The 23305-nt window shown below is 66.3% G+C and carries 17 protein-coding genes; 4 read left to right on the top strand and 13 right to left on the bottom strand.

Annotated features, from left to right (window positions below):
• The first annotated feature begins 1 nt into the window (after position 1).
• Positions 2-862 carry an SMP-30/gluconolactonase/LRE family protein gene (locus tag U0025_RS16295; protein WP_004208492.1) on the top strand — a complete coding sequence of 287 codons (861 nt, stop codon included), beginning with the start codon at positions 2-4 and terminating at the stop codon, positions 860-862.
• A gap of 252 nt (positions 863-1114) precedes the next feature.
• Here the strand turns inward: U0025_RS16295 and U0025_RS16290 are convergent, their stop codons facing one another.
• The 5 genes from U0025_RS16290 to U0025_RS16270 form a co-directional block, all read right to left on the bottom strand.
• Entirely contained in the window at positions 1115-2515 is a 1401-nt protein-coding gene (locus U0025_RS16290; protein ID WP_004208491.1) for a sensor histidine kinase, read from the bottom strand.
• Positions 2508-3194, bottom strand: coding sequence for a winged helix-turn-helix domain-containing protein (locus U0025_RS16285; RefSeq protein ID WP_004208490.1), 687 nt, complete (start codon positions 3192-3194; stop codon positions 2508-2510). Before U0025_RS16285 ends, U0025_RS16290 begins: the two co-directional genes overlap by 8 nt.
• Before the next feature lie 11 nt (positions 3195-3205).
• Positions 3206-3622, bottom strand: a complete 417-nt coding sequence (locus U0025_RS16280; RefSeq protein ID WP_254792248.1) for a PDZ domain-containing protein — start codon at positions 3620-3622, stop codon at positions 3206-3208.
• Positions 3623-3674: 52 nt separating this feature from the next.
• Positions 3675-7004 (bottom strand): glycosyltransferase, encoded by a 3330-nt coding sequence (locus tag U0025_RS16275; protein ID WP_004208488.1) that lies wholly within the window; start codon positions 7002-7004, stop codon positions 3675-3677.
• Between the two features lie 104 nt (positions 7005-7108).
• Complete coding sequence (locus U0025_RS16270; protein WP_004208487.1) at positions 7109-7363, bottom strand: hypothetical protein; 255 nt, start codon at positions 7361-7363, stop codon at positions 7109-7111.
• Positions 7364-7587: 224 nt separating this feature from the next.
• Here U0025_RS16270 and U0025_RS16265 point away from each other — a divergent pair, with 224 nt between their 5' ends.
• Positions 7588-9486, top strand: coding sequence for a potassium transporter Kup (locus tag U0025_RS16265; protein ID WP_004208486.1), 1899 nt, complete (start codon positions 7588-7590; stop codon positions 9484-9486).
• Positions 9487-9555: 69 nt separating this feature from the next.
• On the opposite strand, the gene U0025_RS16260 is transcribed toward U0025_RS16265, so the two are convergent.
• From U0025_RS16260 to kdpF, 6 genes are read right to left on the bottom strand one after another with little or no spacing between them, the layout of a single operon-like run.
• Positions 9556-10251, bottom strand: coding sequence for a response regulator (locus tag U0025_RS16260; protein WP_004208485.1), 696 nt, complete (start codon positions 10249-10251; stop codon positions 9556-9558).
• Positions 10248-12908 (bottom strand): sensor histidine kinase, encoded by a 2661-nt coding sequence (locus tag U0025_RS16255; RefSeq protein ID WP_004208484.1) that lies wholly within the window; start codon positions 12906-12908, stop codon positions 10248-10250. The genes U0025_RS16260 and U0025_RS16255 overlap by 4 nt, the downstream gene beginning before the upstream one ends.
• On the bottom strand, positions 12905-13495 hold the full coding sequence (gene kdpC, locus U0025_RS16250) for a potassium-transporting ATPase subunit KdpC (protein ID WP_004208483.1): 591 nt from the start codon (positions 13493-13495) through the stop codon (positions 12905-12907). The genes U0025_RS16255 and kdpC overlap by 4 nt, the downstream gene beginning before the upstream one ends.
• A gap of 14 nt (positions 13496-13509) precedes the next feature.
• Positions 13510-15558 carry a potassium-transporting ATPase subunit KdpB gene (gene kdpB / locus U0025_RS16245; protein WP_004208482.1) on the bottom strand — a complete coding sequence of 683 codons (2049 nt, stop codon included), beginning with the start codon at positions 15556-15558 and terminating at the stop codon, positions 13510-13512.
• A gap of 12 nt (positions 15559-15570) precedes the next feature.
• Positions 15571-17274, bottom strand: coding sequence for a potassium-transporting ATPase subunit KdpA (kdpA, locus tag U0025_RS16240; RefSeq protein WP_004208481.1), 1704 nt, complete (start codon positions 17272-17274; stop codon positions 15571-15573).
• Between the two features lie 12 nt (positions 17275-17286).
• Entirely contained in the window at positions 17287-17376 is a 90-nt protein-coding gene (gene kdpF, locus U0025_RS16235) for a K(+)-transporting ATPase subunit F (RefSeq protein WP_004208480.1), read from the bottom strand.
• 350 nt (positions 17377-17726) lie between these two features.
• Here kdpF and U0025_RS16230 point away from each other — a divergent pair, with 350 nt between their 5' ends.
• Entirely contained in the window at positions 17727-17894 is a 168-nt protein-coding gene (locus U0025_RS16230) for a hypothetical protein (RefSeq protein ID WP_004208479.1), read from the top strand.
• A gap of 124 nt (positions 17895-18018) precedes the next feature.
• Positions 18019-18612 (top strand): nitroreductase family protein, encoded by a 594-nt coding sequence (locus U0025_RS16225; RefSeq protein WP_004208478.1) that lies wholly within the window; start codon positions 18019-18021, stop codon positions 18610-18612.
• A 39-nt stretch (positions 18613-18651) separates the two neighbouring features.
• Here U0025_RS16225 and U0025_RS16220 read toward each other — a convergent pair whose 3' ends face one another.
• Both U0025_RS16220 and U0025_RS16215 read right to left on the bottom strand, forming a co-directional pair.
• Positions 18652-20058 (bottom strand): efflux transporter outer membrane subunit, encoded by a 1407-nt coding sequence (locus U0025_RS16220; protein WP_004208477.1) that lies wholly within the window; start codon positions 20056-20058, stop codon positions 18652-18654.
• Between the two features lie 11 nt (positions 20059-20069).
• Positions 20070-23258, bottom strand: coding sequence for an efflux RND transporter permease subunit (locus U0025_RS16215; RefSeq protein ID WP_004208476.1), 3189 nt, complete (start codon positions 23256-23258; stop codon positions 20070-20072).
• Positions 23259-23305 lie beyond the last annotated feature (47 nt).

Below are 23305 nucleotides of genomic sequence, written 5' to 3'. Positions count from 1 at the left end.
CATGACCGCCTGGCGCAAGATCGAACGCGGCGAGATCCGCGACACGCTGGGGGAGGGGACGCTCTGGTCCGCCCGTGAAAATGCCGTCTATTGGGTCGATATCCTGGCCCCGGCACTCAACCGGCTGTCGCTCGACGATGGCCAGGTGTCGCGCTGGGCCATGCCCGAACCGCTTGGCTGGGTGGCCGAGCGGGCGCAGGGCGGCTTCATCGGTGGTTTCCAGAGCGGCTTTGCCAGCTTCACGCTGGACCCGCTGGCGATCACGCCGATCCATGATCCCGAACCGCATCTGCCCGGCAATCGCATGAACGATGGCAAGGCGGACAAGGATGGCCGCATCTGGTGCGGCACGATGGACATGGCCGAAGGGCAGGATGTCGGCGCGCTCTATCGCCTCGATCCCGATGGTTCGGTCACGGTGATGGACGATGGCTATCGCGTGCCCAATGGCCCGGCCTTCTCGGCCTGTGGCGAATATCTCTATCATAGCGATACCGGCCGCCGGATCATGTATCGCTTCCGCCGCGGCCCGGACGGAACGATTCATGATCGCCAGCCCTTCATCACCTTCACCGAAGCTGATGGCCATCCCGATGGCATGACGGTGGATGCCGAAGGCTATTTGTGGGTGGCCCATTGGGGCGGTTCGCGGATCAGCCGCTTCTCGCCCGAGGGTAAGCTCGATCGGGCGATCGAATTGCCAGCCAGGCAAGTGACCAACATCACCTTCGCCGGTCCCGACCTCGACCGCATGTTCGTCAGCTCGGCCGCGATCGGCCTGCCCGAATCCGACTATGACGGCGCCTTTTTCGAGGTGGAATGCGGCGTGAAGGGCCTGCCGACCAATCTCTACGGCGGCTGATACAAGCCACCGACAGAAAATAAGCCGCCGGCCTGCAAGGGCTTGGCGGCTTTTTTCATGTCCTGCGACGAGCCGTGGCAAATCGCTGTTGCAACCCCTGCGGCTACGCGCTAATGCGCAGGACAACGTTGTCACTCCCCTCTCCAAAAGGGTGGCAATGCTTCATCCCGGTCGATGGCCGGCGACTGCACGCGCTACGCTGTCGGCCGGGATGTGCCTTTCCCCTGAAATCGCTGGAAAATCGGGCGCCGCTCAGGCGGGGCGGCGCAGGCGCAATGTCGCGCGCAGGCCGGGTGCGGCATCGCCCAGCAGCAGCGCGCCATGATGCAGCCGTGCCACGGCCTCGACCAGCGACAGGCCCAGCCCCGATCCGGGCTTGGTGCGCGACGGGTCGAGTCGACCGAAGCGTTTCATCGCTGCCTCATGCTGGTCGGCGGGAATGCCCGGCCCATTGTCGCTGACGCTGATGGTGAGCGCGTCGCCATCCATCGCGGCTTCAAGCGCGATACGATCGCCGCCCTCGGCATATTTCAGCGCATTCTCGATCAGATTGGCGATCGCCTGGCTCACCAGTTCGCGGTGGAGCGGGAAGGCGAGGCCGGCGGGGGCGGCGACATGGAGGGTGAAGCCGCTATCCTCGATCAGCGGGCCATAGACTTCGGCCAGATCCTCCAGCAGTTCGGCGATCGCCGTGTCGCGCATCCGGTCGCTGCCGAAGCCTGCCTCGGTACGGCTGATGAGCAGGGCGGTGGAGAGCATCCCCTGCAGCGTCTGCGCCTCGCGATGGACCTTTTCCAGCGCGTCGAGCGCCTGGTCGTCGCGGGTTTGAGTGCTGGCCTGTTCGACCACCGAGAGCAGGCGGGTGACGGGGGACTTGAGGTCATGGGCGAGGCCATCGGTCATCATCCGCAACTGGCTGACCAGCGCGTCGATCCGTTCCAGCATGGCGTTGATCGACAGGCCCAGCCGATCGAAGGCGTCGCCGCTGCCGTCGGTGGCGACCCGGCGATGGAAGGCGCCGACCGCGACCGCATTGGCGGTGTCGGCGATCGCGGAGATCTGGCGCGTCAGCACCCGGCCGAGCAGGATCGCGATGATGAGGGTGAGCAGCAGGCTCATCAGGAAGGCGATGGTCAGCGCCTCTTCATAGATGCGGGTCAGTTGCAGGCTGTGGGACGTGACGATGCCGGCGAGCAGGCGGCCGCCATCGGGCAGGCGGGATGTGCTGACGCCGATCGGCTCGGGCTGTTCGCCGCCGATGCGATACAGCTCGATCGTGCGCCAGGGGGTATTGTCGGTTATGGTCGTCGGCCAGGCGCCCAGATTGCCCGCCACGATCCGGCCCTGCGGGTCGGTCAGCAGCAGCACGATGCGTTCGCTGCGCACCGTGGGCAGGCGCCGCTCGATATCCTGCCGCAGTCCGGCCGCCCCGCGCTCCCGCGCGACCCGCAGCAATTCGTCGCGCAGGTCATGGACGGCATCGCGGTCGGCGGCGACGACGGTGCGCTGGCTCGCCTGCTGCACGAACAGCAGCACGCCGCCGGTGACCAGGAACTGGCAGAGGAAGGCGAGGCCGACGAAGCGGCCGATGGTCGACCGGGCAAAGCCGCGCCAGCCGGCCGCAGCCCCGGCCCGCGCCCCAGCCTCAGCCATCGAGGCCCAGGCGATAGCCCATGCCGCGTACCGTATGCAGCAGCGGCCGGTCCGATACGTCGTCCAGCTTGCGGCGCAGGCGGCTGATATGCACGTCGATCACATTGGTGCCGGGGTCGAAATGATAGTCCCACACGCCTTCCAGCAACATGGTGCGGGTGACGACCTGATCGGGGTGGCGCAGGAAGAATTCGAGCAGGCGAAATTCGCGCGGTTGCAGGTCGATCGCCTTGCCGGCGCGCTTCACCCGGCGGGCGAGCAGGTCCATGTCGAGATCGTCATAGCGCAGGCTGGTGACGACCGCGGCATTGCCGCCGGCCTTGCGCAGCAGCAACTGCACCCGCGCCAGCAGTTCGGCAAAGGCGAAGGGCTTGGTCAGATAATCGTCGGAGCCGCTGGTGAGACCCTCGACCCGATCCTCGGGCGTGCCGAGCGCGGACAGGAAGATGACCGGCGTTTCGATGCTCGCGGCACGTAGCGCCTTCAGCATCGCCATGCCGTCCATCGCCGGCATCATCCGGTCGAGGATGATAGCGCCATAGCTGCCGTCGCTGGCGAGGAACAGGCCGTCGCGGCCATTATCGGCCTGATCGACGGTAAAGCCCGCCTCGGTCATGCCCTTGACGATATAGGCGGCGGTGGCGGCATCATCCTCCACCACCAGGATCTTGTGGCTCATGCGCGCGGCCCCTAATCTGGCGAACGGTCGAGCGCCACCATGCGGACGGCATCCTGATGCCGCAAGCCCAATATGAGATGGGCGTTGCCATGCTGGCTGAGATAGGCATTGGCCTGGTCCAGCGAGGCGATCGGCGTGCCGTCGATACGGATGAGGTCGTCGCCCACGGCGATGCCGGCGCGGGCCGCCGGGCCGCTCGATTCCATGCTGGTGACGATCAGGCCGGTGCCGGCCGGCTCGGCATTTTCCAGCGTCAGCCCCGGCAGCAATTGGGCGCTGGCGCCCGACACGGAGCCATGATCCTCCGCATCGCGGCGGACATGCAGGAAGAAGGCGCCGCTCATCAACGCCGCACACAGCGCCAGGCCGATCAGCAGGCGGCTGGTTGCGGTCTTGTCTATGCGCGGGGCCTCCATGTTCCTGGCCATGTCCTGAGCTGTCTTTGCGGGTAGAATGGGCGAGGCGGGGTTGCGTGTCATGTTACACTTTGTTCATGCCGGGGACCGCCGCAGCCGGCGCGACCGAGACGCGACCCGACCGCTCCAGCTTGCCCCATCCCACGACCCAGCCGCCAATGGCCGATGCGATCGCGCGCACCACCACCCAATACATGATCTGGCGATAGACGAAGCGCTGGGCAACCAGCAGATGGGCGGGGTAGCGCACCTTGTTGCCGTCGAGCCGATAGGCCATCCAGCCACAGGCGATGTCGATGCCGGTGAAGACCAGCCAGTAGAGCGCCATGGTCGCGACGTCGCCGCTGGTCTGGGCCCAGCCATGCTGCTGCACGCGCAGGATCGTGCCCGCGATCGACAGGATCAGCGCCAGGTCGATGAGCGGCGAGATGGCGGCGAAGACGATCTGGAACAGCCAGGCCTGCGGCATCCCGACAAGCGCAAGGCCGGTCGGCTTGCGGCTGCGCAGGATGGCGGCATGTTTCCACAGGCATTGCAGCGTGCCGAAGGCCCAGCGATAGCGCTGCTTCGACAGTGCCTTGAAGCTTTCGGGCGCCTCGGTCCAGGCGACCGCCTCGGGATCGAAGGTGACGCGCCAGCCGGCGCGCTGGATCGCGATGGTCAGATCCTGATCCTCGGCCAGCGTATCTTCGGGATAACCGCCGACCGCGTCCAGCGCCGTCCGGCGCCAGGCGCCGACGGCGCCGGGCACCACCGTCATGGCGTCGAAGCCGGCGAGCGCGCGCCGCTCCAGATTCTGCGCGGTGATATATTCCAGCGCCTGCCAGCGGGTGACGAGATTGACCCGGTTGCCGACACGGGCGTCGCCAGCCACCGCGCCGATCGCCGGATCGGCGAACCAGCGCGCCAGCCGCGCGATCGTCAGCGGCTCGAACTGGGTGTCGGCGTCGAGCGCGATCAATATCTCGCCAGTGGCATCCTTGAGAGCGCGGTTGAGCGCCGCCGCCTTGCCGCCATTCTGCAAGGTCAGCAGGGTGACGCGCGGATCGTCGGCAAAGGCGCGGGCGACGATCGCGCTGGTCTCGTCTTTCGATCCGTCATCGGCGACGATCAATTGCAGCGCGGGATAGTCGCTGGCCAGCACGCGGCGCACCGATGCCTCGATCACCCGTGCCTCATTATAGGCGGGGATGATGACCGAGACGGTCGGCTGATAGACGGGCGGCGCCGGGCGGTCGCGCCGGGTCTGGAACCAGGCGAGAAAGGTCATCAGCAGCGCGCGCGCGATGCCGAGCGAGATGGCGACATAGAAGATCCAGCCGAGCAGGGCCGAGATGACGGCGAGTGTGATGAACATGCCGACATCGACGCGCACGGCGGTCAGGTCGCCGGCACGGACCGGCGGCATTGCCGCTTCGCGCGACAGGCCGGCAAGGCGCGACACCGGCACGAAGCGATAGCCTTCCTTCTGCAGGGTGGTGATGATCTGCGGCAGGGCCGCGACCGTCTGAGACCGTTCGCCGCCGCCATCATGCAGCAGGATGATATTCCCGGACCGCTCGGCATCGGCGGCATGAACCTGGTCGATCACCTGGCGGACGATCGTATCGGTGCCGGGCCGCTGCCAGTCATTGGGATCGACGTGCAGACCGACGACGGTATAGCCGGCCTTCTGCGCCGCCAGCGCCGGCCCCAGTTCGTCCGCCGTGGTCGGTTCGGCGTCGCCGAAATAGGGTGCGCGGAACAGCTTCATGCTGCGCCCGGTATAGGCCTGGACCAGCCGCTGGGTGGCGTTGAGTTCCAGCCGGGTGCTCTCGTCCGACCAGGTGGCAAGGTTGGGATGGCTGTAGCTATGGTTGCCGATCTCGTCGCCGTCGGCGACGATCCGCTGCAACAGGCCGGGATGCTCCAGCGCATTTTCGCCGATGACGAAGAAGGTGCCGGGCACATGATGCTGTTCCAGCACCGACAGGATTTTCGGCGTCCAGGTCGCGTCCGGGCCGTCGTCGAAGGTGAGCGCCAGCATCTTGGGCTGGGCGCCGCCGGTCCGCCGCACCTGATAGGGGGTGGGCAGGACATGATAGGTTTCGCGCAGGATCGTCCCCTGCGGGCCGAAGGCGATCGAGCGGCTGCCGTCGGTCGGCGTGGCGGTGATGCGCAATATCTCGCCCGATCCCTCGACATCGGTGTCGAGCTTGCTCGCGACCTGGCGCAGGTCGGGCCGGCTGCCGTTGCGGAAGGCGGTGAGGTCGGACCAGATGCCCGGATCCTCGCTGCCCAGCCGCCACAGCGCCACGCCCTGGATGCCGAGGCGGCGCAGCGCCTGCAGCTCGTTCCAGCTGGCGGCGGCATCGAGCATCCAGACCTGATGGCGATGGCCGTCATCATCATAGGCGAAGCCGGCATTGCCGCTGGCGGGATCGAAGCTGACCGGGGCGTCGCTGTCATGGGCGGCGAGCCAGGCCTCGTCGAGCGACAGGGCGTCGGCGCCGCCATCATGCCAGTCATAGGCATAGCTGCCGAGCGCAACGATGATGCGATCGCGGCCGACGCGGCGGCTGGCATCCTCGACCGCGCGGGCGAACCAGTCCTGCGCCGCGATCGGGCCGGGCGTGCCGCCCTGCCAATGCTGGTCATAGGCCATGAAGATGACATGGTCGGCAATTTGGCCGAGGCGGGTGAGCGGCCATTCCTCGCCGGCGGGGGCGGTGACGGCCAGCTTGGCGCGGGCGGGCAGGTCGCTGCGCAACTGGCGCAGGAAATGGAGATAGGCGGGCAGCGCGCCGGACGGCAGCGATTCAAAGTCCATCACCAGCCCGGCATCATGATGCGCCGCGACCGAGGCGGCGAGCCGCTGGGCCAACTGGCGGGTGGCGGCCGGATTGGCGAGCAGGCGGGCGGTGCCGGCGCCGTTCCAGCCATGGGCGTCGAGATTCTGGACCATCGGCAGCAGCTTGGGCGGTCGGCCCATGCTGGCGATCATCTGGTCTAGGCGCGGGTCGGCATGGAATCGGGGCGCGGGATCGCTGCCCGGCACGGTCACCAGGGCGGGCACGACCCAGTCGAGCTGGCCGACATGACGGCGCAGCGAGGCGATGCTGCTTTCGTCATCGGGGACATAGAAGCCGACATTGAGCGGACGGGCCTGTGCGACATGGCCGGGCCAGCGCGGCAGCCATTTGGACAGGTCATGGCGCAGCCGCGACATGCCGGTCAGATGCGCGGCGCGGGGCTGGGGCAGGGGCAACGCCAGGTCGCCTTCCGACGGGACGGCGATCAGCGTCGTCGCAAAGGCGATGGTGGCGGCGATGATGGCGCACAGCAGGGCGGCGAGGGCGCGCCGCGCCCAGATGCCGCGCCGGCCGGTGGGATCGAAGAAAATGGGTCTGGTCATGGCCTGTGGTCCGCGCGTCGCTACTCCTCTGCGACGATGACGCGGCAATAGGCCGGCCCGGCTTCCCGCCGGATGATCCCATCATGAAATCTTGGTCATGAACCTCATCGCGCGGTCCAGCGATCGGCCAGGCGTACCGGCTTCCATAGGTCGGGGCCCATCAACAGCAGCGCCATCCCGCCGCTGGCACATAGAAAGGCCAGCGCGGCGAGCGACAATTGGCCGATGGTGACCGATGGATGGCCATGGGCGAGCGCAGTAAGGGCACGGCCCTCGGGCCAGAGCGTGGCCAGAAAGGCGAGGCCGAGCAGGCGCAGGCCGATCTTCAAGGTCCAGCGGGGACGCCAATTGTGCATCATGTGCCGCCTCCGTTGCGGCGGCATCGCAATTAAGCGGACGGGCATAGGGATGCGAGACAGGGAACCGGCAGATTGCGTAGGGATTTCATAGCATTTGAGGCGCATACGGGCCGTCCGGGCCGGAATCATATGCGAATCCTATGCCGGGGAGGGCAGACCCCTATGGTTTTCAAATGGCCTTTCATGGCATGGCGGCCCGATAGAAAGACGAAGGGCACGCATAGATGACTGAACAGGGGGATCCGGCCGCAGGCCAGGATCGCACGCCGCATGGCCGACCGGCTGCGCTTGCGCTCGGTGCGCTGGGCGTGGTGTTCGGCGATATCGGCACCTCGCCGCTCTATGCGCTCAAGGAAAGCTTCGTCGGCCATCATCCGCTGACGGTCGATCCGCTGCATATCTATGGCGTCCTCTCGCTGATCTTCTGGACCATGACGCTGATCGTCACCGTCAAATATGTGTTCATCGTCATGCGCGCCGACAATGATGGCGAAGGCGGCAGCATGGCGCTGCTGGCGCTGATCGGCCGGCGATTGGGCGAGACGCGCTGGACCCCGGCGATCGCGATGCTGGGGGTGCTGGCGACCGCACTCTTCTATGGCGACGCGATCATCACGCCGGCCATTTCGGTGCTGTCTGCGGTCGAGGGCCTGACCATCGTGCAGGCGAGCCTGGCGGATATGGTGCTGCCGATCGCGATCGTCATCCTGATCGCGCTGTTCCTGATCCAGCGCTTCGGCACGGCGATGGTCGGCATGGCCTTCGGCCCGATCATGGCGATCTATTTCATCACGCTCGCCGCGCTCGGCATCGCCAATATCGTCCAGCACCCCGAAATCATCGGCATCGTCAATCCGCTCTGGGCGATCCGCTTCTTCGCAATCGACCCCAGGCTCGCTTTCCTGGCGCTCGGCTCGGTCGTGCTGGCGGTGACCGGCGCAGAGGCGCTCTATGCCGATATGGGCCATTTCGGGCGCAAGGCGATCAGCATCGCCTGGCTCTATGCCGCCTTTCCCTGCCTGATGCTCAACTATCTGGGGCAGGGGGCGCTACTGCTCGACAATCCGGCGGCGGCACAAAATCCCTTCTTCCTGATGGCGCCGGACTGGGCGCGTCTGCCGCTGGTGATCCTGGCCACCATGGCGACGATCATCGCCAGCCAGGCGGTGATCTCCGGGGCCTTCTCCGTCACGCAACAGGCGGTGCAACTGGGTTTCCTGCCGCGCCTGCGCATCCTGCACACCAGCGCGTCGGCGGCGGGACAAATCTATGTGCCGCTCATCAACTGGCTGCTGCTGATCTTCGTCATCCTGCTGGTGCTGGGCTTTGGCAACAGCAGCAACCTGGCCGCCGCCTATGGCATCGCAGTAACCGGCACGATGGTTATCACCGCCTGCATGCTGGGCTTGCTGACCTTCAGCGTATGGCGCTGGCCGCTGCCGGCGGCGGCGGGTGTCACCGGCCTGTTCCTGATCATCGACGGCGCCTATTTCGCGTCGAACGTGACCAAGATCCCCGATGGCGGATGGTTCCCGCTGCTGGTCGCGGCGGTGGTCTTCACCGTGCTGACCACCTGGGCGACCGGGCGGCGCATCATGCGCCATTATCTGCGCGAAGGGGCGATGGAGCTGGACCTGTTCGTGCGATCGACGCTGGCCTCGCTCAAGCGCGTGCCGGGGACGGCGATCTTCCTCTCCTCCACCACCGACGGCGTGCCGCCGGCACTGCTGCACAATGTGAAGCATAACAAGGTGTTGCACGAACGGGTCATCATCCTGACCGTGCGCACCCAGGGCGTGCCGCATCTGCCGCTGCAGGGGCGCACGACGGTGGAGGATCATGGATCGGGCTTCTACCGGTTGATCCTGCGCCATGGCTTCATGGAGGATGTGGATATTCCGGCGGCGATGAAGTCGGTCCACGACTGTGGCGGGCCGATCAGCGTCAAGGACACCAGCTATTTCCTCAGCCGTCAGACGCTGATCCCGTCAGAGCGGCCGGGCATGGCGATGTGGCGCGAAAAGCTGTTCGCCTGGATGATCCGCAATGCCGAAAGTCCGATGGCCTTCTTCAACCTGCCGACCAACCGCGTGGTCGAGCTGGGGTCGCAGATCGAGATCTAGAGCCTGATCGTCTGAGGCGAAAGCGCTCCGCGCTTTCACCGATGGCGTGAATCAGGCTCTATTTTGATGTCAGTCCGCACCCTGTTTCAGGCGGTAGCCGATCCCCAGTTCATTGCTGATGATCTGCGGCCGCTGCGGGTCGGCCTCCAGCTTCTGGCGCAGGCCGCGCACCAGCACGCGCAGATATTCGACATGATGGGCATGTTCGTTGGGCCAGACATGGTCCATGATCTGCTTGTGGGTGATGACCCGGCCGGGAAAGCGCGCCAGCTGCTCCAGCACGCCATATTCCTTGGGCGTCAGATGCACCTCGACCCCGCCCTTCGTGACGATATGGGCGACCAGGTCGATCGTCAGGTCGCCGGCCGTCACCTTGGTCGATCCGCCGTCGCGCGTCATCCGGTTGCGGAGCGCCACCCGCACGCGGGCAAGCAGTTCGTCGGTATCGAACGGCTTGGTCAGATAATCGTCAGCGCCCAGGTCCAGCGCGGCGACCTTCTCATCGGTGGCGTCACGCGCCGACACGATGATCAGCGTCGTGTCGCTTTCCTTCTTGATGATCGGCACCAGCTCCAGCCCGTCGCGATCGGGCAGGCCCAGGTCCAGCAGGGTGATGTCGGGCCGCTCGCTGCGCAGCTTGTCCAGTGCTTCGCGCGCGGTCTGCGCCTCGATCGTGGCATAATCGGCGCGGGCGAGGGCGGCCTGGATCAGCCGGCGGATCTGCGGTTCGTCGTCGACGATCAGCAGGCTGTGGCGCGGCTTCATGCGATGTCCTTTTCCATGATGTCGGTGAGGATGAGGGATTGGGGAATGTGCAGGGTGAAACAGGCGCCGGGCGGGGCGGCAACGGTGCGGGCCGATACGGTAAGGCCCATTGCTTCCGCAAAGGCCTTGACGATGGCGAGGCCAAGGCCGGTGCCGGTCTTCGACCGATCCGATCCTTCCAACCGGGTGAAGGTGTCGAACACGCGCGCTTCCATGCCGGCCGGGATGCCCGGCCCCTGGTCGATCACCGACAGGCTGATGGCGTCGGGCTCGCGCAGGCTGCGCACGGTCACGGGCGTGCCGGGATCGCCATAGCGGCCGGCATTGTCGAGCAGGTTGATGAGGATGTGGTGCAGCAGCACCGGATCGACCCGGACCAGCGGGATGTCGGGCGGGATCTGCACGTCGAGATGGCGATCGGCCAGCGCGCTGCGGCTGTCATGGGCGGCGCTGGCGACCGCATCGAACAGGTCGGTCGCCTCCGCTCGCATCGGCAGTGCGCCGGCCTCCACCCGCGCCATGTCGAGCAGATTGGCGACGAACCGGGACAGGCGCTGGGCCTCGCCATCCAGCGTATCGATCAGCTCGGGCGAGGGATGGGTGCGCAGTTCGCGCGTGGCCGAAATGATGGTGGTGAGCGGCGTGCGCAGATCATGGCTGACCGAGGAGAGGAGGGCGGAGCGCAACCGGTCGCGCTCGCGGATCTGCCCGGCTTCGATCATCGCCTCCTCCAGCGCCATGCGGTCGAGCGCGATCGCCGCCTGGTCGATCAGGCTCATCAGCAGCGGGAACTGATCGGATCGGACCGGTTCGCCGGCGTCCTCGCGGGCCAGGCCGATCACCGCCAGCACCGCGTCCTTGGTGGGCACCGGCAGAAACAGCCAGTCCGACGCGGTGAGGGTGGAGGAGCCGCGCCCGGCCGGCTCGCCATGCTCCATCGCCCAACGGGCGGCGGCGCGCTCGATCTCGTCCAGCCGATCCTCGGGCGGATAGGCGGCGCGCAATTGCGGCCCTTCATCCGACGGGATCATCAGCACGGCTCGCACGTCGAACAGCCGGGCGATCTCGGCGCAGATGGCGTGGCGGATTTCCTCCAGGCTGGGGGAGGCGGTCAGCTGGCGCGAGAAGCCGGCCAGCGTTGCATTCTGCCGCGCACTGGATTGGGCCAGCACCGACTGGGCATGCATCCGCGCGGCAAACTGGCTGGTCACCACTGCCACGCCCAGGAAGACGAGGATGGAAATGACATTTTCCGGATTGCTGACGGTCAGCGTGCCCGTGGGCGGCAGGAAGAAGAAATTATAGGCAAGGCTGGAGGCGAGGCCGGTGGCAAGGCCGGTGCGCAGGCCATGACTGGCCGCCGCGAACATCACCGGAACCAGATAGAGAAGCGCGATATTGCCGAGGTCGATCACCTCCAGCATCAGCCGGCCGAGCACGGTCATGCCGATCACCGCCAGCATCGACCAGACATAGCCAATCGGGTCGCCCCAATGGCCGCCACGGGTGACTTTGGTCCGCGGCGCGCTTTCCTCGCCGGGCATGACATGGACGGCGACCGGGCCGATGTCGCGCACCAGCCGGTCGACCACCGACCCATGGCGCAATTCGAACCACCAGCTGCGCGCCGACTTGCCGATCACGATCTGGGTCGCGCGCGCGTCGGCGGCGAAGCTGCGCAGTCCATCGGCGACGCTGGGGGCCGGAATGGACGCGGTCTCGGCGCCGAGGCGGGAGGCGAGGGCAAGCGTGTCGGCCAGACGCTGCCGGTCCTCGTCCGACAGCTGCAGCCCACGCGGGGTTTCGATATGGATGGCGGTCCAGGGCGCGCGCAGCGCATCGGCCAGCCGCTTGGCGGAGCGGACAAGGCCGGCGGCGCTGGGCTGTTCGCTCACCGCCACGATCACCCGCTCGCCCGCCGCGAAGCTGCCCGCCAGCGCATGGGCGCGGACATAGTCGAGCATCTGGGCATCGACCGCCTGGGCGGCGCGGCGCAGCGCCAGTTCGCGCAGTGCGGTCAGGTTCGACTTGGAAAAGAAATGGTTGAGGGCGCGGCTGGCTTCCTGCGGGATATAGACCTTGCCGTCCTTCAGCCGCTCGATCAGCTCGTCGGGCGGAATGTCCACCACTTCGATCTCGGCATGTTCCAGGATCGAATCGGGCACGGTCTCACGCACGCGAACGCGGGTGAAGGAGGCGACGACGTCGTTGAGGCTTTCGACATGCTGGATGTTGATCGTCGAATAGACGTCGATGCCGGCGGCCAGCAATTCCTCGACATCCTGATAGCGTTTGGGATGGCGGCTGCCCGGCGCATTACTGTGCGCCAGCTCGTCGACCAGCACCAGCTGGGGATGGCGCGCGAGGATCGCGTCGATATCCATCTCGCCCAGGCTGTGGCCCTGATGATCGACGGTGCGGCGGGGGATGATCTCATGGCCATGGACCAGCGCTTCGGTCTCGCGCCGGCCATGGGTTTCCACCACGCCGACGACGACATCGACGCCTGCCTCGCGCCGCTGCCGTCCTTCGGTCAGCATCTCCCATGTTTTGCCCACCCCCGGCGCAGCGCCGAGAAAGACCTTCAGGCGGCCACGGCCTTCCTGCGCGGCGGCGCGCAGGAAGGCTTCTGGATCAGGGCGATGCGGTTCGTTCACTGGGTCCGTTTAGCGCCAATCGCATCCAGCCGTCGATTGAGATCGAACAGATTGACGCGGGGTTCGCCGATGAAGCCCAGCAGGGGCTGCTCGACGCTCTGTTCTACCAGGCTGCGGACGCGCGCCGCATCGATCCCGCGCGCGGCGGCGACGCGATCGACCTGATAAAAAGCTGCCTCGGGGCTGATATGGGGGTCAAGCCCCGAGGCAGAGGTGGTCACCAGATCGGACGGAACAAAACGACCAGGTGTAGCAGCTTGAAGAGTCTCGACGTCGGTCTTGACGCGGTCGGCCAGCGCCTGGCTGGTCGGACCAAGATTGGAGCCGGAGGAGGCAAGGCCGTCATAGCCCTTGCCCGCCGCCGACGGACGGCTGTGGAAATAGATGTCCGAGGTGAAGGCCTGACCAATGATGGTCGAACCGACGACCTTGCCCTGATCCTCGACCAGGCTGCCATTGGCCTGGGACGGGAACACTGCCTGGCCGATGCCGGTCAGCGCCAGCGGATAGGCAAGCCCGAGCAGCAGGGCGAAGAGCAAAGTCATGGTCAGGGCCGGACGCAGAGCGGATTTGAAATCGGTAAACATGGATTTGTCCTTCCTCAGGCGAGGCCAAGGCCGTTGACGGCAAGGTCGATCAGCTTGATGCCCACGAACGGCGCGATCAGGCCACCCAGGCCATAAATGGCGAGGTTGCGGGCCAGCAGCGGACCGGCGCCGATCGGGCGATAGGTCACGCCCCGCAATGCCAGCGGCACCAGACAGGGAATGATCAGCGCGTTGAAGATGATCGCCGACAGGATCGCGCTTTCCGGCGTGGCCAGACCCATGACGTTGAGGATGCCAAGGCCCGGATAGAGCGCGACGAACATGGCCGGGATGATCGCGAAATATTTGGCCACGTCATTGGCGACCGAGAAGGTCGTCAGCGCGCCGCGCGTCATCAGCAACTGCTTGCCCAGACCGACTACCTCGATCAGCTTGGTCGGATCGCTGTCCAGGTCGACCATGTTGCCGGCTTCGCGGGCCGCCTGGGTGCCGGTGTTCATGGCGACGCCGACATCGGCCTGCGCAAGGGCAGGGGCGTCGTTGGTGCCGTCGCCGCACATCGCGACCAGGCGACCGCCCTGCTGTTCCTTGCGGATCAGGGCCAGCTTGTCCTCCGGCGTGGCCTGCGCCAGGAAGTCGTCGACCCCGGCCTCGGCCGCGATGCTGGCGGCAGTCAGCGGGTTGTCGCCGGTGATCATCACCGTGCGGATGCCCATCTGGCGCAGTTCGCCGAACCGTTCCCGGATGCCCGCCTTGACGATATCCTTCAGGAAGATCGCGCCCAGCAGCTTGCCGTCCTTGGCCACCGCCAGCGGGGTGCCGCCGGCACGGGCGATCTCGTCGGTGATGCGGCGCAGTTCGTTGGCGACCGGGGTGGAACCCAGGCCCGGATTGGCCTTCAGCACCGAATCCACCGCCCCCTTCTGGATCGTCGATCCATCGATGGTGACGCCGGAAATCCGGGTCTGGGCGGTGAAGGGAATGACCTCCGCATTGGCGGGCAGGGCGTCTACCGACTGGTTGAAGCCTTCGCGGGCCAGCAGCACGATCGAACGGCCCTCGGGCGTCTCGTCGGCCAGGCTGGCGAGCAGCGCGGCCTGTGCGAGCTGGACCGGGGTGGTGCCGCCGACGGGACGGAATTCGGTCGCCTGACGATCACCCACGGTGATGGTGCCGGTCTTGTCCAGCAGCAGCACGTCGATGTCGCCCGCTGCCTCGACCGCGCGGCCCGACTTGGCGAGCACGTTGAAGCGCACCAGACGGTCCATGCCGGCAATGCCGATCGCCGACAGCAGGGCGGCGATGGTGGTCGGGATCAGGGTGATCAGCAAGGCCGCCAGGATCGCCACCGGAATGGCACCGCCGGCATAGCTGGCGAAGCTAGGGATGGTGCCGACCGCGATCAGGAAGATGATGGTCAGACCGACCAGCAACAGGGTGAGGGCGATTTCGTTCGGCGTCTTCTGGCGCTCGGCACCCTCGACCAGCGCGATCATGCGATCGAGAAAGCCCTGGCCGGGATTGACGGTGACGCGGACGCGGATCTCGTCGGAAATGACGCGGGTGCCCGCCGTCACGGCCGAACGGTCGCCGCCTGCCTCGCGGATCACCGGCGCGGATTCGCCGGTGATGGCCGCTTCGTTGACGGAGGCGACGCCGGAGACGACCTCGCCATCGGACGGGATCAGATCGCCGGTCTGGACCAGCACCACGTCCCCCAGCTTCAGCGCGCTGGCGGCGACATTTTCATAGCTTTCGCCATGGCCCTTCAGCCGCTTGGCGGTCAGGTCCGCCTTGGTCGCGCGCAGCGAGGCGGCCTGCGCCTTGCCACGGCCTTCTGCCAGCGCCTCGGCAAAGGTGCCGAAGAGGACCGTGAGCCAGAGCCAGATCACCAGCTGCAGCTTGAAGCCGGTGGCCAGGCTGTCCTGCCCGACAAGGAGCAGGACGGTCAGCAGGACCGCAACGATCGCGGTGGTGAACATCACCGGGTTGCGGATCAGTTCCTTGGGATTGAGTTTGCGGAAGGCGTCTCGACAATCCGGGACGATCAGGTCCGCCGTGAAGAGCGATTTTTGTTCGGATTTGTTGGAGGATCGGGCCATGTGCATGGATCCTTAGAAAAGCTGGCCACGGATCATCGCGAGATGATCGGCGATGGGGCCAAGGGCGAGGCTGGGCAGGAAGGTCAGGCCGCCCACGATCAGCACGATGCCGACCAGCAGACCGGTCCACAGCGCCCCGGTGGTGGGGAAGCTGCCGGCGGTTTCGGGCGTATATTTCTTCGCGGCCAGGCTGCCTGCGATGGCCAGCATGGGAATGATGATGAAGAAGCGGCCGATCCACATCGCGACGCCCAGCATCCCGTTATAGAAGGGGGTGTTGGCGGTCAGGCCGGCAAAGGCCGAACCATTATTGCCGACGGCGCTGGTGAAGGCGTAGAGGATCTCGCTGAAGCCATGCGGTCCCTTGTTGAGCGGCCCGGCCAGGCCCGCGTCGGTGACGCTGGCGATGGCGGTGAAGCCCAGGATGATCAAAGGCAGCACGGCGATGACGAGCACGGCCAGCTTCACTTCGCGGCTCTCGATCTTCTTGCCGACATATTCCGGCGTGCGGCCGACCATCAGGCCCGCGACGAACACGGCCAGGATGGCGAACAGCAGGAAGCCATAGATGCCTGCGCCGACGCCGCCGACCACGACTTCGCCCAGCTGGATGTTGAACAGCGGGATCATGCCGCCCAGCGCGGTGAAGCTGTCATGCATGGCGTTGACCGCGCCGCAGCTTGCCGCCGTGGTGACGACCGCGAACAGGGAGGAGGCAGCGATGCCGAAGCGGACTTCCTTGCCCTCCATATTGCCACCGGCGATGCCCAGATTGTGGAGTATCGGGTTGCCGGCCGCTTCCTGCCAATAGGTGACGGTGACGCCGGCGAGGAAGATCAGCAGCATGGCGGCGAGGATGGCCCAGCCCTGGCGCGGGTTGCCAACGGCCTTGCCGAAGGTCCAGGTCAGGCCAAAGCCGATCACGAAGATCGACAGCATCTGCACCAGGTTGGTGAGCGCGGTCGGATTCTCGAAGGGATGGGCGCTGTTGGCGTTGAAGAAGCCGCCGCCATTGGTGCCCAGCATCTTGATCGCTTCCTGGCTGGCGACGGGGCCAAGCGCCAGGGTCTGCTTCACGCCTTCCAGCGTGGTCACGTCGACCGACCCGGCCAGCGTCTGCGGCACGCCGCTCGCGATCAGGAACAGGGCATAGACGATGCAGATCGGCAGCAGCAGATAGAGGGTCACGCGGGTGACGTCGGCCCAGAAATTGCCGATCGTCGCTGCGCTGCGCCGCGCAAAGCCGCGGAACAGGGCGAAGGCCAGGGCAATGCCGGTGGCGGCCGACAGGAAATTGTGGATGGAGAGGCCCAGCATTTGGGCCAGGTTCGACATGGTCGACTCGCCCGAATAGCTTTGCCAGTTGGTGTTGGTGGTGAAGCTGATCGCCGTGTTGAAGGCGAGGTCGCTGCTGGTGCCGGCAAAGCCCTGCGGATTGAGCGGCAGCAGCCCCTGCAGACGCAGCACCGCATAGGTGAAGAGCAGCAGCGCCACGTTGAAGAGCAGCATATGGACCGCGTAGCGGCGCCAGCTCTGCTCGGCATCGGGATCGATCCCCGACAAGCGGTAGAAGCCCCGTTCGATCGGGCCGAAGACGGCATGAAGCGGCGTGCGGCGGCCCTCATAAAGCGCGAACAGCCACAGGCCCATCGGCTTGGTCAGCGCCAGCAAGATGCCGACAAAGGCTGCGATCAGCAGCCATCCCTGGAAGGTCATGTGCGGCCCCCCTTAAAAGCGTTCAGGCCGTGCGAGCACGGCGACGAGATAGACGAGAAGCCCGGCGGCGGTGATCGCCGCGAGCCAGAGGTCGATGGTCATGGCATCCCTCCTTCAGGCGTCGCCGCACAGCCGGACATAGCCGAGGCTAGCCGCCGTGAGCGTCAGGATGATGCCGATCCACAAGAGATCCTGCATGGGGGTAACTCCCGCATCACGCCCGCCGCGGGAGGCGGACAGGGTCGTTAGCGAGCGCCCGATTAGGCCCCTCTTCCGTTTGAATGCGAGACGCGGGGCGGGGCGGCTGCATAGTATTTGCGTATGATTGGCGAGCCGGGGTGCCGCTGGAGAGCGATGGAAAGCTTTTCTTGCCGATCTGGCAGCATTGCTTGAGCGACGATTCTCTATACGATCAGTAGATAAGCCGCTCGAGTCGGCAGAGAGGACGCATTATGGCCTATCAGGATCAGGACGGACCGTTGACGCGCCTGCGCGATCGGCTGGCGCAGGCCCTTTTCAGGGAGCCTGCCGTCGTGCTGTTCGAGCGCGATGCGGACGACCGTGGCGCACCGGTGTCGCGTGCCGATCGCGAACGCCAGCCACAGGATGCCTGCGCCTGATCGAAGGAAACCCTGTGTTTCCAGGGCGAAAGCCAAACGCCTCTTCGCAGCGGCGGAACATCCGCTAGATAGATTTCCAACAGCATGGCGCGCCGATCGCGCCATCGCCTTGAAGGAGATCCAGATGGCCACCAGCCCGCGCGAAGTTACCCGTCCCGTCGATCCGTTGATCCTGGAGCGCTGGTCGCCCCGCGCCTTTGACGGTTCCGCCATCCCCCAGGCCGATATCGATACGCTGTTCGATGCCGCCCGCTGGGCGCCTTCGGCCTTCAACTACCAGCCCTGGCGCTTCCTCTATGCCCATCGCGACAGCGCTGACTGGGCGCGCTTCCTCGACCTGCTCTTCCCGTTCAATCAGGGCTGGGTGCAGCATGCCGGGGCGCTGGTCTTCGTCATTTCCGACACGCTGATGGCCGCGCCGGGATCGGAAGACTATAAGCCCTCGCACAGCCACAGCTTCGATGCGGGCGCCGCCTGGGCGACGCTGGCGCTGCAGGCGACGCGGCTTGGCTATCATACCCATGCCATGACCGGCGTCGATTTCGACAAGGCCCGCGCCGAACTGGCCGTGCCGGAGCGTTTCCGGATCGAGGCGGCGATCGCGATCGGGCGTCAGGGCGACAAGGCGGTCCTGCCCGAAGCGCTGCAGGCGCGCGAGGCGCCGAGCGGCCGGCATGAGATCGAGACATTCGCCCATCAGGGCAATTTCATCGTCTGAAAAAAAAGGGCGGCGTTTTGAAACGCCGCCCTTTCCGTATCAGGTGGTGGTCCAGCCGCCGCCCAGGGCGCGGAACAGGTCCACCTGGGCAAAGGCAACGGCGCGGTTGGCGGTCGCCAGGTCCGCGTCCGCCGATGCCTGGGTGCGCAGCGCATCCAGCACGGTCAGGAAGTCGATCTGCCCCTCGCGCTGGCGTGCCAGGCTGATCCGCGCAGCCCGAGCCGCCTCGTCCCGCGCCGACTGCAGCGTCGCCCGCCGTTCCAGCGCATTGGCGTAGGCGGACAGCGCCGTCTCGGTTTCCTCCAGCGCCTGCAGCACCGTGCCGTCAAAGGCGGCGAGCGATGCGTCGCCATCCGCCCTGGCTGCCGCGATCTTCGCGCGGTTGGCTTCCTGATTGGGGAAGGCCCAACTGATCAGCGGCCCCAGCAGGAAGTTGAGCGGCCCGGCGCCGAACAGATTGCCGCCGCCGACTGCGGTGGTGCCGATCGATCCGCCCAGCGTGATGCGCGGATAGAGGTCGGCCGTCGCGACACCGATACGCGCGGTGTCGGCCGCCAGCCGCCGTTCGGCCGCGCGCACGTCCGGTCGCCGGGCGAGCAGTGCCTGGCCGTCGCCGACCGGGATCGGCTGTGTCACATTCGGTGTCACGGTCGCGTTCTGGACGGACGCGGGCAGCTCCTGCGGCGTGCGCCCGGTCAGCGTTGCCAGCCGGAACAGGGCGGCATTGCGATCGGCAACCAGATTGGGGATCAGCGCCTGCTGCTGTTCGCGCAGGGTGGTCACCCGGATCACGTCCAGCCGGTCGGACCGGCCAGCATCGAAGCGGGCGCCGGTGATACGGATCGACTTGTCGAGCAGGTCGACCGTCTCCTTCGCGACGGCAAGCCGCTGCGCCGAGGCGGTGGCGTCGACATAGGCGCGCACCGTATCGGCGACGACGGCAACGCGGACCGCATCGGCGTCGGCCTGCGCCGCACCGACATCGCCGCGCGCGGCCTCTATGCTGCGCTTCACCCGGCCGAACAGGTCGACCTCATAGGCGACGTCCAGCCCCATATCGACGGTCCAGTTTTCCCGGTCCATGCCGGGCAGGGTCTGGGCCTGCGACACCCGGCCATAGGTCGGGGAGCCGCTGATATTGGTGCTGGGCAACCGGTCGGAGCGGGCGCCGCGCAGCTGGGCGCGGGCGCGTTCCAGCCGGGCGACGGCAACGCGGATGTCGGTATTGGCCTTCAGCGCATCGCCGACCAGCCCGTCGAGCAGCGGGTCATTATAGAGCCGCCACCAATGATCGTCGGCGGCGCTCTGTGCGACCGCCGGGTTCGCCGCCCCGATGAAGGGGGCGGCGGCTGTCGTCGGGGTGGCGGGCGCCTTGTAATCGGGCCCGGCGGCGCAGGCCGTCAGCGCACTGGCGCCGAGCAACAGGGCAATCAGGTTCCTTGTCATGGCTTTTGTCCTCATTCGGCCGGCTGCAATGCCGCAGCATCGTCAGCCTCCGGGCGCCGGCGACGGGCGAAACGATCGCCCAGCGCGCGGCACACGACATAGAAGGTGGGGGTGAAGAGCAGGCCGAAGGCCGTCACGCCGGTCATGCCGAAGAAGACTGCCGTGCCCAGCGCCTGGCGCAGTTCGGCACCGGCCCCGCTGGCGATCACCAGCGGCACCGCCCCCAGGATGAAGGCGAAGCTGGTCATCAGGATCGGGCGCAGACGGGTTTGCGCTGCCTGAACGGCGGCCTCGACCGGGCTCAGCCCCTGTTCCTCTTCCGCCTGCTTGGCGAATTCGACCACGAGGATGGCGTTCTTCGCCGCGAGCGCGATCAGCACGACCAGACCGATCTGCGTCAGGATATTATTGTCCATCCCGCGCAGGTTCACGCCCAGCATGGCCGCGAACAGGCACATCGGCACGATCAGGATGATCGACAGCGGCAAGGTCAGGCTTTCATATTGCGCCGCCAGCACCAGGAAGACGAAGAAGACCGCCATGCCGAAGACGATGCCTGCGGTATTGCCGGCAATCTTCTGCTGATAGGCAACGCCGGTCCATTCGCTGGCATAGCCGGCGGGGGCCGCGTCGGCGAGCTTCTCCATCGTGCTCAGCGACTGGCCCGACGAATAGCCCGGCGCCGTGTCGCCATCGATTTCCACCGCGGGCAGCAGGTTGTAACGGACCACGCGATAGGGGCCGGTCTTGTCGCGGAAGGTGGAGACCGAACCGATCGGCACCATCTGGCCGCTGTTCGACCGGGTCTTCAAGTTGGCGATGTCGGCCACGGTGCCGCGATGTTCGGCATCGGCCTGGGCAGTCACACGATAGGTGCGGCCGAGCAGGTTGAAGTCGTTGACGAAGGCAGAGCCGAGATAGACCTGCATCGCTTCGAACACGCGCTCGGGCGGCACGCCCAGCAGGTCGGCCTTGCGGCGATCGACATCCGCGAAGATGCGCGGGGTGCCGACGTCGAACAATGTATAGACCTGCGCCAGGCTGGGGCTCTGATTGGCCTTGCCGATCAGTTCGCCGGCGACCTTGTTGAGTTCCGCATAGCCGCGATCCTCCCGGTCCTCCAGCATCAGGCGATAGCCACCGGCCGAGCCGATGCCCTGGATCAGCGGCGGCGGCACCAGCAGGATGCGCGCCTTGTCATAGCCCGCAACCGCCTTGTTCGCCTGATCCATGATCCCGGCATAGGTGGCGCCTTCGGCCTTGCGTTCGGCAAAGCTCTTGAACGGGAAGTAGATCGCCGCGCTGTTGGGCGCCTGCGTCTGCGACGGGCCGTGGAAGCCGGCGAACATCACCGCACCGCGCAGGCCCTTGATCGGCAGGATCTTCGCTGCGACCTCGCGCGTCACCTTGTCGGTGCGCTCCAGCGACGCGCCCGAAGGCAGCTGGACGACGGCCAGGAAATAGCCCTGGTCCTGCGCCGGGATGAAGCCGCCGGGCGTCACCCAGAACAGGGCGATGGTGGCGGCGATCAGGCCGGCATAGGTCAGCAGCATCTTCTTGGGCCGGGCGACGAGGAAGCGGGTGAGGCGCGCATAGCCCGCGCTCATCCGATCAAAGCCCTGGTTGAAGCGATCCGCCGCCCTGGCCGCAACCTGGCGCCAGCGCGGCGCATTGTCGAGATCATGGGTACCGTGCTTGGGCTTCAGCAGCAGGGCGGCAGCAGCCGGCGACAGGGTGAGCGAAAGGATCAGCGAGATGACCGTCGCGGTCGAGATGGTGACCGCGAACTGCTGGTAGAAGGCGCCGGAAATGCCGGTGATGAACAAAGTCGGCACGAACACGGCGCACAGCACCAGCACGATCGCAATCAGCGCGGTCGACACTTCGTCCATCGACACGCGGGCTGCCTGCAGCGGGCTCATGCCATTTTCGATATTGCGTTCGACATTCTCGACCACGACGATCGCGTCATCGACGACGATGCCGATCGCCAGCACCAGGCCGAACAGCGACAGGTTGTTGAGCGAGTATCCGACCGCAGCCAGCATCGTTGCCGTGCCGATCAGCGAGACCGGGATCGCGATGATCGGGATGACCGCCGCGCGCCAGTTCTGCAGGAAGATCAGGATGACGATGACGACCAGGATCACCGCTTCGAACAGCGTGTGATAGACGGCGTCGATCGACTGGCTGATGAATTCGGTGGGGTTGTAGATGATGCTATATTCCAGGCCCTTGGGGAAGCGCTTGGACAGTTGCTCCATCTCCGCCTTGACCTTCTCCGCCGCGTCGAGCGCGTTGGAGCCGGGGCGCTGCATCGTCGCGATGACGACCGTCGGCTTGTTCGACAGATAGGTGTTGGTGCCATAATCCTGCGCGCCCAGTTCGACGCGGGCGACATCGCGCACGCGCACCTGATGGCCATCGGCGTCGGAACGGATGACGATGTCGGAAAACTGATCGGGCGTGGTCAGGCGACCCTGCATCTCGACGCCAAGCTGGAAGGCTTCGCCCCGGTCATAGGGGGGCTGGCCGATGGAGCCGGCCGATACCTGGACATTCTGTGCGCGGAGCGCCGAGACGATCTCGCCTGCGGTCAGGTCCAGTGCGGCGGCGCGATCGGGATCGATCCAGATGCGCATCGCATAGTCGCGCGAACCGAACAGCTGCACGTCGCCCACGCCATCCAGACGAGCCAGTCTGTCGCGCACCTGGGTCAGGGCATAGTTGGAGATATAGTCGCGATCATAGGTGCCGTCGGGCGACTGCAAATTCACGACCATCAGGAATTCGGGCGTGGTCTTGCGGGTCACGACGCCCAGCCGCTGCACTTCCTCGGGCAGGCGGGGGATGGCGACGGCGACGCGGTTCTGCACCAGAACCTGCGCGGCATCCAGGTCGGTGCCGATCTTGAAGGTGACGGTGATGACGACCTTGCCGTCGCCGGTCGACTGGCTGCTCTGGTAGAGCATGTCGTCGACGCCGTTGATTTCCTGTTCAATCGGCGCGGCCACGGTCGACGCGACCGTTTCGGCCGATGCGCCGGGATATTGGGCGGAAACCGTGACCGTGGGGGGCACGATGTCGGGATATTGGGACACCGGCAGGCCGATAAAGGCGAGCGCACCGACCACGGTGATGACCACCGCGATGACGGCGGCGAAGATCGGCCGGTCGATGAAGAAACGGGAGAAACGCATCGGATCATCCTTTGCGAACGAGCGAAAGGGATACCGCGCGATCCGGC

This window comes from Sphingobium yanoikuyae (assembly GCF_034424525.1).
GTDB classification, from domain to species: domain Bacteria; phylum Pseudomonadota; class Alphaproteobacteria; order Sphingomonadales; family Sphingomonadaceae; genus Sphingobium; species Sphingobium yanoikuyae.
This window is presented reverse-complemented; position numbering and strand designations above follow the sequence as displayed.